The 12,986-nt window shown below is 71.6% G+C and carries 15 protein-coding genes; 6 read left to right on the forward strand and 9 right to left on the reverse strand.

From position 1 onward, the window contains the following. Positions 1–55 precede the first annotated feature (55 nt). The 4 genes from ACFYR3_RS15090 to rpmG all read right to left on the reverse strand — a co-directional run bounded on the left by ACFYR3_RS15090 (position 56) and on the right by rpmG (position 2,345). Complete coding sequence (locus tag ACFYR3_RS15090) at positions 56–1,309, reverse strand: serine hydrolase domain-containing protein (protein ID WP_389283219.1); 1,254 nt, start codon at positions 1,307–1,309, stop codon at positions 56–58. Between the two features lie 370 nt (positions 1,310–1,679). Next, the gene (gene ykgO, locus ACFYR3_RS15095) at positions 1,680–1,802 is read right to left on the reverse strand and encodes a type B 50S ribosomal protein L36 (RefSeq protein WP_355856900.1); all 123 of its coding nucleotides are present in this window, start codon (positions 1,800–1,802) and stop codon (positions 1,680–1,682) included. A 41-nt stretch (positions 1,803–1,843) separates the two neighbouring features. Continuing rightward, entirely contained in the window at positions 1,844–2,104 is a 261-nt protein-coding gene (locus ACFYR3_RS15100) for a type B 50S ribosomal protein L31 (protein WP_355856903.1), read from the reverse strand. Positions 2,105–2,180: 76 nt separating this feature from the next. Then, positions 2,181–2,345 (reverse strand): 50S ribosomal protein L33, encoded by a 165-nt coding sequence (gene rpmG, locus ACFYR3_RS15105; RefSeq protein ID WP_355856905.1) that lies wholly within the window; start codon positions 2,343–2,345, stop codon positions 2,181–2,183. Positions 2,346–2,483: 138 nt separating this feature from the next. Here rpmG and ACFYR3_RS15110 point away from each other — a divergent pair, with 138 nt between their 5' ends. After that, positions 2,484–3,242, forward strand: coding sequence for a class I SAM-dependent methyltransferase (locus tag ACFYR3_RS15110; RefSeq protein WP_355856908.1), 759 nt, complete (start codon positions 2,484–2,486; stop codon positions 3,240–3,242). Positions 3,243–3,554: 312 nt separating this feature from the next. Here the strand turns inward: ACFYR3_RS15110 and ACFYR3_RS15115 are convergent, their stop codons facing one another. From ACFYR3_RS15115 to ACFYR3_RS15130, 4 genes are all read right to left on the reverse strand, one after another. Beyond that, a complete protein-coding gene (locus tag ACFYR3_RS15115) occupies positions 3,555–4,232 on the reverse strand; it encodes a DUF4232 domain-containing protein (protein WP_389283222.1) in 678 nt (225 codons plus the stop codon). 225 nt (positions 4,233–4,457) lie between these two features. Next, positions 4,458–6,347, reverse strand: a complete 1,890-nt coding sequence (locus ACFYR3_RS15120) for a M48 family metalloprotease (RefSeq protein ID WP_389283224.1) — start codon at positions 6,345–6,347, stop codon at positions 4,458–4,460. Positions 6,348–6,411: 64 nt separating this feature from the next. After that, entirely contained in the window at positions 6,412–7,257 is an 846-nt protein-coding gene (locus ACFYR3_RS15125) for a hypothetical protein (protein WP_389283226.1), read from the reverse strand. A 91-nt stretch (positions 7,258–7,348) separates the two neighbouring features. Continuing rightward, positions 7,349–8,209, reverse strand: a complete 861-nt coding sequence (locus ACFYR3_RS15130; protein ID WP_389283228.1) for a hypothetical protein — start codon at positions 8,207–8,209, stop codon at positions 7,349–7,351. A gap of 260 nt (positions 8,210–8,469) precedes the next feature. Here ACFYR3_RS15130 and ACFYR3_RS15135 point away from each other — a divergent pair, with 260 nt between their 5' ends. Genes ACFYR3_RS15135 through ACFYR3_RS15150 form a run of 4 tightly spaced genes read left to right on the forward strand, consistent with a single transcriptional unit; the run spans position 8,470 to position 11,335 of the window. Then, positions 8,470–9,174 (forward strand): response regulator transcription factor, encoded by a 705-nt coding sequence (locus ACFYR3_RS15135; protein ID WP_355856926.1) that lies wholly within the window; start codon positions 8,470–8,472, stop codon positions 9,172–9,174. After that, entirely contained in the window at positions 9,171–10,661 is a 1,491-nt protein-coding gene (locus ACFYR3_RS15140; RefSeq protein ID WP_355856929.1) for a HAMP domain-containing sensor histidine kinase, read from the forward strand. The genes ACFYR3_RS15135 and ACFYR3_RS15140 overlap by 4 nt, the downstream gene beginning before the upstream one ends. Before the next feature lie 48 nt (positions 10,662–10,709). Next, positions 10,710–11,141 carry a hypothetical protein gene (locus ACFYR3_RS15145; protein ID WP_355856931.1) on the forward strand — a complete coding sequence of 144 codons (432 nt, stop codon included), beginning with the start codon at positions 10,710–10,712 and terminating at the stop codon, positions 11,139–11,141. Next, positions 11,141–11,335 (forward strand): hypothetical protein, encoded by a 195-nt coding sequence (locus tag ACFYR3_RS15150; RefSeq protein ID WP_355856934.1) that lies wholly within the window; start codon positions 11,141–11,143, stop codon positions 11,333–11,335. Before ACFYR3_RS15145 ends, ACFYR3_RS15150 begins: the two co-directional genes overlap by 1 nt. 129 nt (positions 11,336–11,464) lie before the next feature. Here ACFYR3_RS15150 and ACFYR3_RS15155 read toward each other — a convergent pair whose 3' ends face one another. After that, a complete protein-coding gene (locus ACFYR3_RS15155) occupies positions 11,465–12,154 on the reverse strand; it encodes a class I SAM-dependent methyltransferase (RefSeq protein ID WP_389283231.1) in 690 nt (229 codons plus the stop codon). Between the two features lie 91 nt (positions 12,155–12,245). Here ACFYR3_RS15155 and ACFYR3_RS15160 point away from each other — a divergent pair, with 91 nt between their 5' ends. After that, a complete protein-coding gene (locus ACFYR3_RS15160; protein ID WP_389283233.1) occupies positions 12,246–12,932 on the forward strand; it encodes a TetR/AcrR family transcriptional regulator in 687 nt (228 codons plus the stop codon). The last annotated feature ends 54 nt before the right edge of the window (positions 12,933–12,986 follow it).

Raw genomic sequence — 12,986 nt, forward strand, 5'->3', positions numbered from 1 at the left:
CCCGCGGAGAAGGGCACGTCACGGTCGTGATCGTAACTCCCGGCAGACCGGTGCGTCAGTGAGCCGCGGGCTGCGCGGGCAGGTTGAAGACGTGCTGCGGCGTGACGATCTTGGTGATCGCGTCTCCGAAAAGGGTGCTGGGCTCCGAGCCCTTGTAGTTGATGTCGGTGTTCAGCAGCACGACCAGGGTCGCGTGCGCCGGAGGGAAATAGACGGTCAGCGACTCGTAGCCCGGCAGGGAGCCGTTGTGCCCGACCCATCCCTGGACGTCGAAGATGCCGAGGCCGTAGCCCGCGCCCGGGATGGGAGTCGGGGGCGTGGTGAGCCGCTGCTTCTGGGTGGCGGGGCTGATCATGGTCCTGCCGTCGGGGAAGACACCCGTGGCGACCGTACGTGCCCAGGCCCGCAGATCACTCAGATCGGAGATCATCGCACCGGCCGCCCAGGCCCAGGAGGGATCCCAGTTGGTCGATTCCTCGACATTGCCGCTCGCGGTCTGGTCCGTATAGCCCTGCGCGTGCGGGCTCGGGAAGGCGGCGCCGACGGGGAAGTTGGTGTGGTTGAGGCCGGCGGGCGTCAGGATGTTCCGCTGGATGTACTGTCCGAGCGGAGTGCCGCTGATCTTCTCGACCACCAGCCCGAGCAGGATGAGATTGGTGTTGCAGTAGTAGAACTTCTCCCCCGGCGGGAACAGTACGGGGTGCTTGAAGGAGTACCCGAGCAGTTCCTGAGGAGTGAACGGCCGACGCGGGTTGGACGTCAGCGCCGTGAAGAAGTCCGGGTCCATGGAGTAGTTGAAGAGCCCGCTGCGCATCCCGGCGAGTTCACGCAGGGTGATCTTGTCGCCGTTGGGTACACCGCCGATGTACTGGTCGATCGTGTCGTCGAGACCGACCTCGCCCTGGTCGACCAGTTGCAGCAGGGCCGTGACGGTGAAGGTCTTGGTCTCACTGCCCATGCGCATGTACAGATCTGGCGACATCTGTTGACCACTGCTCTTGTCGGCGAGCCCGAACGAGCGCACATAGCTGCCCTGGTGGGGCGTCCACAGCCCGACGGTCACGCCGGGCACGTTCGCCTCGCGCATGATCTTCTGTACGGCGTCGTCGAGTTGTTGCCTCACGGCCGGAGTGAGGTTCTGGAACCCGTTCGACGTGCCGGACGGTGACGGCGGTTCGGTTGCTGTGGCAGCTATGGGTACGGACGCGGGGGCAGCGAAGGCCGTGCCTCCCACCACCGGTACCAGGAACGTCCCCACCACGATGGCGGTGGCGGCGCCCCTGCGCAATCGCCTGGACGAATGCCTCATGGGCCGACTCCCAGCTGACGAGCACTACCCCCGCGTGCGTACGAGGCGACAGCGGGTACGTGACGCGGGTACGGCATGTGCGTACCGGATGTGGGTCCAGCGCGAAGCGTCGCGGGTCGCGGGTCACTGCCTCGCCTCGGACAACAGGCCTCTGACAACCGACGTCAGACAACTCACGTCTGACAACTGGCCTCGAAGCCGTACCGTTCCAGCATAGGAGCGCCGGTGGTCCGCGTCCTGTCGGACCGTTCGCTCCCGCACGCCGCACCCGGTGCGGTCGCGGACAATCAGCGGGGCGGCCGTACACGCGACCGGTCCGGCCGACGCGCGGTGCGCCGGCCGGACCGAATGTCCTTCACCTGATACGCCGTCAGCCCTGGCGGGCCTTGAGGCGCGGGTTCTTCTTGTTCACGACGAAGACCACACCGCGCCTACGGACCACCTGGGCCCCGGGCTTGGTCTTCAGTGAGCGCAGTGAGTTGCGTACCTTCATGGCTCTGTTCTCCTCCTGCCGAACTCGGCGCGCTCCGGCGTTCAGTGCCGGTTCGACGCCGTGCGGCCGTAGCGGCGCTCGAAGCGCTCCACCCGGCCGGCGGTGTCCAGGACCCGCTTGGTCCCGGTGTAGAACGGGTGACTCGCCGACGAGATCTCGACGTCGATGAGGGGATGGACGGCGCCGTCCTCCCACTCGATCGTCCTGGTCGAGTGCGCGGTGGATCGCGTCAGAAAGGCGACACCGGCGGCACGGTCCCGGAAGACGACCGAACGCGTTTCGGGGTGAATGTCGGGCCTCATGCGGTTCCCTCCTCGGTTACGGCAGGTACGTCTGCGGATACGCCGGGTACGTCTGCCGGCAGTGCCCGGCGTGTGGTCAGCGCTCCTCCCGGAACGCGACGTGCTTTCCCGCCAGCGGGTCGTACTTGCGCAGGACGAGCCGGTCGGGGTCGTTCCCACGGTTCTTGCGCGTCACGTACGTGACGCCGGTCCCGGCCGTCGACTTCAGCGTGACGACGGGGCGCGCGCTGCTGCGTGCCATGAGGTCCTCCTTCACCCACCACGCGCGAGGTTTGAGTCGCGCATGCCAATCAGTTACGTGAGCTGTAACAGCGCACTCGGCGTCCGCATTCCCGGGCCCCGGACGCGGCATGCGACACGCCGCAGGCATCAGGCCGACATGCGGTGCACGACACGCCGCAGGCCCCGCGGCCAGGGGCCCGGGGGCCCAGAGGCCCTGGTGGAGCGGATCGTCTCCGGCAGCCCCGGCCCCGACCTCCTGGATGTCGGCTGTGGCACAGGGATCGCGGCCCGGCAGTTCCAGGCCGCGGGCCGCACGGTGCTCGGGGTCGATCCCGACGCGCGGATGGCCGATGTCGCACGGCGGCTCGGCACCGAGGTCGAGGTGGCGACGTTCGAGGCCTGGGATCCGGCCGGGCGGGGGTTCGACACCGTCGTCGCCGCCCAGTCCTGGCACTGGGTCGATCCGGTCGCGGGAGCCGCTGTGGCGAAGCGGGTACCGCGGCCGACCGGCCGGTTCGCCGCGTTCTGGCATGTGTTCCAGTTGCCGCCCGAGGTGGCGGATGCCTACGCCGCGGCCTGCCGGCGGGCGATGCCCGACTCCCCGATCGACTTCCGGGCGATGACGAGACAGGCCGTCGACGTCTACCGGCCGATGCTCGCCAAGGCAGCCGACGGGATCCGCGAGGCGGGCGGATTCGACGAACCGGAGGAATGGACCTTCCCCTGGGAGTGGTCCTACACCCGAGACGCGTGGCTCGACGTGATGCCGACCCAGGGCGCCCTGACCCGGCTCCCCGCGAACGCGCTGGCATCCGTGCTGGAGGAGGTGGGCGCCGCCATCGACGCGATGGGAGGCCGCTTCACCATGCCCTGTGCGGCGGTGGCGGTCACCGCGGTGAGGACCGGCTCGGCCTGACCGTCTCCGGCCGTTTCCGCTGGTCCGAGCCGGGCCCATGCCCGCCGGTACGAGCCTGCCTGTGCCATAGGTCCAGGCTGAGCCCGTGCCGTAGGTCCGGCCCGGGTCGATGCTTCCGGTCCCCAACCGCAGGGCCGTGAGGGGCGCCGCCCGGTTCCGGCAGCCTATGGACGGCCTCTCCGGACGCCGCTCTCTGCCACCCACCCGCGCGGCGCCCGCCAGCACCGGGATCGGCGCCGAGCTCGATGCCGATTCCCGTGCCGATCCCGGTGCCGATCCCGGTGCTGGTGCTGGTGCTGGTGCTGGTGCTGGTCAGGAAGGCTTCGTCGCCGTGACGGCGGTGACCGTAGCCGTGTTGTCGCACTCTGCCAACACACCGTCTTCCAGGGCGAGTTGGTGCGCGCCTCCGGAGGGGAGAGCCACCACCAGAGTCGGGTAGGTGACCGGCGTTGCCCCGGACACGCAGTAGCCGTCACCCTCGCCCTGGACCTGGACGAACGTCAGCTTGACCCATGCCTTCGCGCCGGGTGCGAGCAGCACCTTGGACGTGGAGCCCGTCGGGGTCACGGCCAGCGGGTGGTTCTTCTCGGGGGAGCCGTTGGCCGCTCCCGCCGCGGTCGGATACCCCTGGACGGCGCACGACGCTCCGGACATGTTGGTGAACTCGACGATCGCCGCGCCGGTTCCGGTGCCCTTGGGCCGTACATCGGCCTGGTACATGAACGCCTTCAGCGACTCCCCGGCACATGTCTTCGTCTTCGTCGCGGGGGTCGCTGTGACGGACGCCGAAACCGGGGCCTTGGGGGTGGAGTCGCCCGCGGGCTCGGCCGAGGCTCCCGTCCCGCCGGACGACGTGGCGGGCGTCGGTGAGCCGGCGGACGAGGTCGTCGGCCCGGCCGCCTTGCCCGACGGCGAAGAGGAGGAGCCGGCGGCGTCCGCGCCCGGCTGGCACGCGGTCATGAGAAGCGTGGCCGCCGACATGGTCGCCATTGCCAGAGCGGCTCCGCGGACACGCGACCCGAAGTGCATCCCGTACTGCATGAAGTCCCCCGATTGAGATGTTCAGGCGCCGGTCGCTCACCGGCACTCGTCGCTACAGATCGCCGAGCGGCTTTCCTGGTTCACGTGCGCACAGGGCTGTGACATGACGGTGACGGGGCAGGTACGGATCACCAGGGGCCGGACGACCAGGGGCCGCTGATCCGAACGACAGTCCTAGCCGCCCAGGCTCAACGACAGGCACTGGGCGGTGCTCGACGTGGAGGTGAACTCCCTGCAGTCGACCACGACCCGCATGTCCCGGGTCGCGGCCCTGATGAGGTCCAGCCGGGCCGTCCGGCCCGCGCCGGCGACAAGGCGGGCCTCCATCCACGTCGTGGTCGCGCTGACGTCGGTGCGTTCCGTGCGCTCCCCGGTCAGCAGGCGTGTCGTGGCGTCGACGGACGTGGTGCGCAGGACGGGGAGTTCCGCCAGGTCGGCCGTCAGTGTGCCGTCGTCGTGCAGCGTCCAGCGGGCGCCGCGCAGGCGATCGCCCACTTCCTGTGCCTGGGTACGGGTTCCCGAGAGGGGCGCGGCGGAGGTGACGTCGAGTGTGCGGAAGGTGCGTCGTCCCGGCGGCCGGTCCGGTTCGCTGTCGCCGGACGGCGACGGTTTTCCGGGCGTGAACGTCAAAAGCCCCGGCGGGCGGGTCGGATCGCGCGGTGCCGCACGGCTGGGGCACGCCGTCGTCGTGGCGCCACCCCCGGCCCCACCCCCGGCACCAGGACCGCCGCCGCTCGGCGCCCGTGCGGCCGGGGCGGTCGGACCGGCCGGGGCGTCGGCGAAGACGCCGCCGGGAGGGCGAGAGACGAGAGGCAGCAGCCCGAGGAGCAGGAGAACCGCCGGAAACAGGACCGCGACCGCGTACGCCCTCGTGGACCGGGCCGTCGCCGACGGGTCCCGCCGCGCGGGTCGCCCGCCCGTGACCAGCGGCCAGACCACCGCGACGGCGAGCGTCGCCCACCAGGCGGGCTGCGCCGTCAGCGACTCATGGGCCAGCGCGAGGACCTGCCTGACGGCGCGGTCGCTCGACGCGCCCAGCAGCGCGTACGCGGGAACCGCCCCCAGGGTCGTCAGCAGCAACTGGGCGAACAGGGCGAGCGGCCACAGCAGCGTCAGCAGCAACTGCACCCTGGTGGTCTCGGCCCCCGACACGCACCGGATCCGCATCCTGACCGGCGGGTGGTAGAGCCGAGCGAGGCCCCCGTGATCGCCCTTCTCCAGGCGATGCAGGGCTCGTACGACGGTGTCGGCACCCGCGGTCCGAGCCGCGAAGCGGTCCGCGCCGAGCTCCGCCGACCAGAGCGCGGCGACCACGAGGAGCAGCACCTTCGGCACGCTGAAGAGGACCAGTACGACCTCGGCGAGCGTCAGGCGGGCGGTCGCGTTGCCCGTGGCGAACAGCAGGGTGACCGGCAGGACGACGAAGGCCGCGAGGACGTACGGCCAGACGCGGACCAGGGCGGTGAAGGGGCTGCCGAGTCCGGTGACGTGCTGCTCGCCCTGACGGAGATGGCCGAGTTCGTGCAGGAGCACCGCGCGGGCCGCCTCGACGTCCGTCTGCCACAGATGGACGAGCGGAGCGAAGACACCGATCCGGGTGGTGCGCCAACTGCCCGGATAGACGCGGGCGGAGAGTCCGTCCTGGGTGCTCAGGCGTAGCCGGGTGCCCGGTGCGTGCTCGTCGACGAACGCCGACATCGCGACGGAGAAGTGCGGTTCGGCGGGCTCGCCGGGATTCCCGGGTGCCGGCACCGGGGGCGCCATCAGCGGGTCGTCGGGCGCCAGGAGTCCGTAGCGGCGCTCGACGACACGGCAGCGTGCCCGTGGGGCGAGGAGCGCGAGGACCGCGGCGAGCAGGAAGAACAGGGGCAGGAGCTGGACCACGATGAGCACCGCCGTGACGAAGCGGCCACGTCCGGCCTCCCCGAACTGGCCGAGGCCCGGGCCCACTCCGAGAGCGTGTCCGATCAGTGTCGGGAGCTGGACGAGGAACAGCACCAGGGTCAGCCACAGCCAGGGCGGTGGTCCCCACGAGGAGGCGGGGCGGAGCGGCGGCCTCCTCATGACACCGTACGGCGGTGGCCAAGGCCCCGGGACGATCGGCGGACCGGTGCGGTCGACGCCGTACTCATCCCTGGTTCGTCCCCTCGGGACCGGCCGACGGCCCGTGGCTCGTCGTGCGGGAGCTGCCGCCGCGGGACAGCAGACCCGACGCCACCGAACGCAGTCGGCGCAGTTTCCCGCACCAAGGGCCCGGCCCACGCAGGGGCGGCGGCGGCTCGTCACCGACCAGCGCGTCGAGGAAGGACGCCGCCTCCGCCGGATCGTCCTCGGTGACCAGCCTGGCGGTGAGCCGTGCCGCCAGTTCGTCGGCTTCGGCCGGGGCGATCCCCCGGGCCCGGAGCCGCCCGCTCATGCGCAGAGCTGCTCGCACGACCTCCAGCGTCGGCACGGCCGATCCGGAGTCCGCGCCGCCTGCGCCGCCCATGCCGTCCGAGGGTACGACGGCTCCTGAAACGTCTTCGCTGTCCCCGTCGTCCTCTGCGTCCCGCGCGGCCCGGGGCGGCGACTGCGACGGTGGCGGTGGCGCGCCCTCCCCGGTCGCCGCGGGATGCTCGGCTGCGCCCGTGCCGTCCTCACCCGGTCGCCGGGACGCGGCATCCGCGTGTCGCTGGGCCCGTAAGCCGACCAGTAATCCGGTGGCGGACAGGAGGTTGTTCAACTCCGGGCTGCCCAGGGCAGATTTGAGCGCCTCGGCGGCGTAGGCCAGCCCGTCCAGCACGACGGGAAGGACGGAGACCGCTCCACCGCCCATACCGCCGGGTGCCTGTCCGGGCGAGGAGAAGAGGTTACGGCGGGGCGCGCCGCCCGCGGCGTACGCGCGAGCGGTCTGAGCCGCGAACCCGGTCTCCTCGGGAGCGGCCCACTCGGCGATCCGCACGCTCCAGACGTCCAGTCGCTCAGGTGTCGTCATCCGGCCTCCCCCGGTCCGGTCGCCTCGCGTTCCTTCTGCCCGGTCCCGGTTGTCCGCGAGAAGGGGGTCGGGAAGAGGGTCGGGATGGGCGTCACGAGGCGGTGCCGTCGAACTTGAACCGGAACGCGACCGCGCCGTCGACGGTGCTGCCCTCGGCCGAGAGCGACGCCCCGGAGCCGTCGAGCCGGCCCGCGAAGGTGGTACCGGCGGCCAGTGCGTGCGGGAAGCCGCCGGGCAACTGGCCGAGGTCGGAGCGGCAGGCGACGAGCAGGCTGGGCCAGTTGAGCAGGTTCAGGACGACAGCCTGCTGGGTGTGCGGGTCCGTGAGTCTGGCGTCCAGTTCGCCGTCCGACCAGTCGATGTTCCAGTAGGTCAGCAGGAGATTCGGATCCCGGGGGTTGCCCGCCAGGTCCTGGCCGGAGGTCGTGCTGACCGACGAGGACCAGAAGGAGACCGCTCCGGGCTGGGAGGGATTGCCCGCCGCGAACAGCATCGAGAACGGGTTGCTCTCGGTCTCGCCACCGCCGGTCCGGGGCCGGCTCAGGTTGAGTGTGCTGTTCATGGAGTAAGTCCGACTGTCCGCGAGGCGCCGGGAGCCGTCGGTGGAGCAGTAGTCGTAGATGTCGACGGAGACGCTCGCGGTACCGCTGTACGCCTTGCCCCACAGGGCCGACGCCTCCGAGCTGTCGGCCGACACCGGTTCGTCCGACGTCGCCGGCGTGGCCGGTTCCTCCGTCGGCGTCTCCGTCGGTGTCGGTACCTCGCTGACCGTGGGCGTCGGCTCCGGCGCGGAGGCGGACGCGGAGGTCGGCGGGCTGGACGCCAGGGTGCTCGCGGAGGCCGTCGACGCGTCGGCCGTCGCCGCGCCGTCGTTCCCGCAGCCGGTCAGCGACGCGCACAGGAGCCCGGTGCAGATCAGCGCGACGGCTCGGCCCCGAACGGTTTTGGACATTCTTCGAGCCCGCGTCATGGCACGCATGACACTCCCCTCCCCACACCACCGGGCCGCCCCCCACGAGGGCCCAGGACATGTGGGACATTACGCTGCGAGGTCGCGCCCTCACTCGCCACAAAGTCCTTCGTTACCGATTCGTGCCTGCCCGCAGCGTCCTGGCCGGGACCGCGCGAGTCCGTCGAGGAAGCGGCTGGTGCACCATGGGCGACGAAACGGGCCGGCCGACCGGCCTGTTACTCCGAGCTGGGGTGTGGGTCATGGGCGGAGATCGGGGCCGGGTCCTCGTCGTCGACGACGACGCGGCGATACGACGGTCACTCGAACGCGGTCTGCGGCTGGGCGGCTTCACGGTGGATCTCGCCGACGGCGGCCGGCCCGCGCTGGCCGTGGCCCGGCGGACACCTCCGGACGCGATCGTGCTGGACATCTCCATGCCCGACCTCAGCGGCATCGACGTGTGCCGGACGCTGCGCGAGGAGGACAACGACGTACCCGTGCTGATGCTCTCCGCGCTCGACGAGACCGGTGACCGGATCGCGGGGCTGCAGGCCGGTGGTGACGACTACCTGGTGAAGCCGTTCGCCCTGCAGGAGTTGGTGCTCCGGCTCCAGGCGCTGTTGCGGCGCCGGCCGCCGAGGGACACCGACACCGTACGGGTGGGCGGGCTGTCGCTGGATCCAGCGGCCCGCGTGGTCAGCCTGGACGGGCGGCAACTGGAGCTGACCCGGCGCGAGTTCGAGCTGCTTCATGTCCTGGCGCGCAACGCGGGCATCGTTCTCAGCCGCGATCAGCTCCTCGACCGCGTCTGGGGCTACGACTTCGATGTACGCACCGACGCGGTGGACACGTTCGTGAGCTATCTGCGGCGCAAGCTGGAGGCACCGGGCCGCGCCAGGATCATCCACACCGTACGAGGAGTGGGCTTCGTGCTGCGCGAGGACGGGCCGGAGGCCGGAAGATGAGACTGTCCACCCGCATCGCGCTCGCCGTCGGCGCGACCGTGCCGATACTGGTGCTGGCGACCGGCTGGCTGCTGCTGCGGCTGGTCGCGGCGGATCTGCACGACCAGCAGGACGCGCACCTGCGGGAGAGCGCGGCGGCCGTGGCGAAGGACGCCCGCGGACTGCTGCGCGCGAGCGCCGCCGACCGGTCGGCGGCGGTCGAACAGGCCCGTGAGCGAAGGCTGTTCACCTCCGCTCTGGACGTCGGAGTACGGCTGACCGGTCCCGGCGGGACCTTCATGGGCGGCCCGCAGCCGGAGCAGGGGGTGTCGCTTCCCGTGAGCGCGCGGGTGCCGGTCACCCTGCGGGCCGGCGGGGACACCTGGCGGGTTCTGTCGACGCGGGTGGCCGGTGGCCGGCCCGGAGTGCGCGGCACGCTCTGGCTGTTCGCGCCCGACACCGCCGCGGACACCCAACTGCGGCTGGTGCGCAGGCGCGTGGTGTCGGTGGCGCTGCTCGCCGCGCCGTTGTCCGGGCTGCTGGCCGGGGCGGTGGCCGGGCGCGCGAGCCGTCCGCTGCGGCGGCTTCGTAACAGTGCGAGCGGTCTGGACCCGCGGACCAGCGCCGCCCGCCTCGACCACACACCGGCCCGGATCACCGAGGTCGACGATCTCGCCCACACCCTCCAGACGGTGCTGAGCCGCTACGACGAACAGGCCGCGAGGACCGAGGAGGCGCTCGCCACCGCCCGTTCCTTCGCCTCGGCCGCCGCGCACGAACTGCGCACTCCCCTGATGAGCATGCAGACCAATCTGGAGATCCTCACCGAGCATCCGGGGCTTCCCGCTCCCGACCGCGACGAGGTCCTCGACGACCTGCGCCGTGAACACGCCCGGCTGCTGGGCCTGTTGGTCATGCTGCGCGAGCTCGGTCGCGGTGACCTGGTCGAGGCGGACGCCTTCGGTCCGGTGGACCTCGCGGACGTCGTCGAGGCGAGTGTGCGGGAGCAGCGGCGGCGCCATCCGCTCGCGCACATCGTCGGCGACTGTCCGCCGGGGCTGCGGGTGTACGGCTGGGAGCCCGGCCTGCGCACGGTCCTGGACAATCTCCTCACCAACGCGCTGGTGCACGGCGGCTGCGCCGACGGCCGCCCGGCGCACATCGGCGTCACACTGCGCGCGAGCGGTGACCAGGCCGTGCTGTTCGTCGACGACCAGGGGCCGGGTATCGCGCCCGAGCGTCGCGCCGAGGTCTTCGAACGGTTCGAGCGCCGCCCGGACAGTCCGGGTTCGGGCCTCGGACTCACCCTGGTCGCGCAGCAGATCGACCTGCACCGGGGCCGTATCCGCGTCCTCGAACCGCCGGCCGGAGCGGGGACCCGGATCGAGGTGTTGCTCCCGCTGCTCGGCGGCGGGGCCGGGACGGCGGCGACGCTCCCCGCGCAGCGCAACTGGATGATCACGACGGCCGGTGTCCGGCCACAAGAATTCCACAAAGAGGACTCCTAGCTTTCCGGACGTGCGGGCAACCGCCCCCGGAACGAAGAGGAGTTCAGCATGTCGAGTACGTCGAGGACGCGGATGCCGGCGGCATCGAGGACCAGGACGACCGTCGTCTCACTGATGGCGGTGGGGGCGCTGCTCGGCACCGCGGGCGCCGCGTCGGCCGACGGCACCGGGACTCACCCGTCGGGCGCGCCGACGGGTGACGGCGCGAAGGCGCTCTGCAAGCGCGCGCCGAAGATCGACCAGCGGATCGACCGCATCCTCGAACGCTTGAACGGGGACGCCTCGCAGCGCGGTTCCATCGCCCGTCTGGAACAGCGGGTGGCCAACGCCAAGTCCGCCGGGCACACGCAGATCGAGACCTATCTCAACGACAGGCTCACCTTCCGGCGCTCGCTCGTGCCGACCCTGGAAGGCCGCCAGAAGGATCTGGCGGACGTACAGAAGTGGTGCACGAGCCACGGGGACGGAGCGAACTCCTGATGCGCGCCCGGCACTTGGCCCTGGCCGTCGCCACGACCGCGCTGCTCCTGACCGCGTGCGGCGGCCCCACCGACACCACGAACGCCCCCGCCTCCCCCGGCCCGGCCTCCACGGACCTCGCCCATCTGCAGAAGATGGTCGACGGCGCGGAGTCCGCGGCGAGTTCCGCCGAATCGGACATGGCCCGCGAGTAGCGGCCGTTGTCCTCCGCCCCGGCGGTGTGCGGGAGTTCACGCGGGCCGCCGTCGTCCGCCCCGGCGGTGTGCGGGAGTTCACGCGGCCGGGGCGTTCGGGGCGGCGGCCGGTGCCGCCGCCCGGCGGTCCTAACTCGGCTTTTCCGCAGGCTCCTTGGACATCGGACGGACGCCCTGGACGTACGTCAGCCACGGGCGGACGTCGCCGCTCCCCCGGATCTCGAAGCCCGCGCCGGTGATGAAATCGTCCAGCAGGTCGGTCCGGTTGTGGGACATGGCGTGGCCCAGGCCGCCGTGCACCAGATGGCGCCCGACGGTGCTCTTCGGCGGCCGGAACTCGACGACCAGCAGGCGGCCGCCGGGCCGCAGGACGCGCCACATCTCCTTGAGGGCCGTCGGCCGGAGTTCTTCCGGCAGGTGGTGCAGCATCAAGCTGGTGACGACGGTGTCGAACGTCCCGTCCGGGAGGTCGAGGGCCTCCGCGACTCCTTCCCGGTAGGTGCACGTGGCGCCCTGTCCGGCCCTGTTCCTGCGCCGCGCGTAGGCGAGCACCGAGGGCGACGGGTCCACGCCTGTCACCGTTCCCTCCGGTCCGACGGCGACGGCCACGCGCCGCGTCAGATACCCGGTGCCGCAGCCCACGTCCAGCACCCGGTCCCCGGTCTCGGCCCCGCTCAGCGCGGCGAGCCGGGAGAAGGCACGGTTCCGCCGGCCCGCGAAACAGAACGCACCGCACAGTTCGTAGGCACGCGGGGCACCGATGGTCACCCCCGGGGTGTCCGCGTGCGGTTTTCCTTGCATGAGACGCCCGATGGACATACCGGCCACACTCCTTAACTTAGCGACGACTAAGTACAGCCCTAACTTAGTCTCGACTAAGAAAACCCGCAAGGGGCCTACGATGGCGTGCGTGACCGACACCGAGAAGACCCCCGCCCACCAGGGCAAGGCCCGTACCCGCACCCGGATGCCCGCCGCCGAGCGGCGCGCCTCGATCCTGGCTGCGGCCACCGAGGTCTTCTCCGAGACCGGCTACGAGCGGGGCAAGGTCTCCGACATCGCCCGGCGGGTGGGGGTCACGGAACCGGTGGTCTTCCAGAACTTCGGCTCCAAATCCGCCCTCTACCAGGCGGCTCTCGACCATGTGACCACCGCTGTCACCGCGCTCCTGACCGAGGCCGCCGACACCGGGCGCCCCGTTCCCGAAGTGCTGGCCGCCTTCCTGGACCCGGTCCACATGGACCGCTTCCACCAGCGCGGCGCCCACGGTTTCCTCTTCGCCGACGCGGCGGCCCTGGCCCACGACCCGGCGCTCGGCGAGGCCGCCCGGCACATCCACCAGAACTTCGCCGAGGCCCTGGCAGGCCTGCTGCGCCGCGGCCAGAGCGCCGGTGACATTCGCGACGACATCAGCGCGGACACCGCCGCCTGGTGGCTGATCTCGCTGCTCGCCGGGCGGCCCCTGCGCAGCGCGGTGATGCCGGACCGGGCCGCCACGGAGGCCCAATTGACGGACATGGCACTGCGATCTCTGCTGCCCCCGAGCGGCCGGCCCGCCCCGGAACACCCGGCCGGCGACCGGCCGCCCGGCAGGTGAAACGGGGAGTCCCGGCACGTACGGGGCGCCCGGGGGCGCCGATCAGGCCGTCGC

Source organism: Streptomyces sp. NPDC005784 (genome assembly GCF_042871525.1).
Lineage (GTDB): Bacteria > Actinomycetota > Actinomycetes > Streptomycetales > Streptomycetaceae > Streptomyces.